The sequence below is a fragment of the Staphylococcus sp. 231237_7MaSpsaltlick genome (genome assembly GCF_043107035.1).
In genome coordinates, this window is the sequence record NZ_JBICNX010000300.1 from 1 (window position 1) to 540 (window position 540).

Here is a 540-nt window from a genome sequence, read left to right on the forward strand (position 1 = left end):
TTCCCCTTCGGGGGACAAAGTGACAGGTGGTGCATGGTTGTCGTCAGCTCGTGTCGTGAGATGTTGGGTTAAGTCCCGCAACGAGCGCAACCCTTAAGCTTAGTTGCCATCATTAAGTTGGGCACTCTAGGTTGACTGCCGGTGACAAACCGGAGGAAGGTGGGGATGACGTCAAATCATCATGCCCCTTATGATTTGGGCTACACACGTGCTACAATGGACAATACAAAGGGCAGCTAAACCGCGAGGTCATGCAAATCCCATAAAGTTGTTCTCAGTTCGGATTGTAGTCTGCAACTCGACTACATGAAGCTGGAATCGCTAGTAATCGTAGATCAGCATGCTACGGTGAATACGTTCCCGGGTCTTGTACACACCGCCCGTCACACCACGAGAGTTTGTAACACCCGAAGCCGGTGGAGTAACCATTTATGGAGCTAGCCGTCGAAGGTGGGACAAATGATTGGGGTGAAGTCGTAACAAGGTAGCCGTATCGGAAGGTGCGGCTGGATCACCTCCTTTCTAAGGATATATTCGGAA

The 540-nt window shown here is 50.7% G+C and carries 1 rRNA gene; it reads left to right on the forward strand.

What is annotated here, in order from left to right:
• Positions 1-522 (forward strand): 16S ribosomal RNA (locus tag ACF91D_RS31580); the annotation flags it as partial.
• Between the last annotated feature and the right edge of the window lie 18 nt (positions 523-540).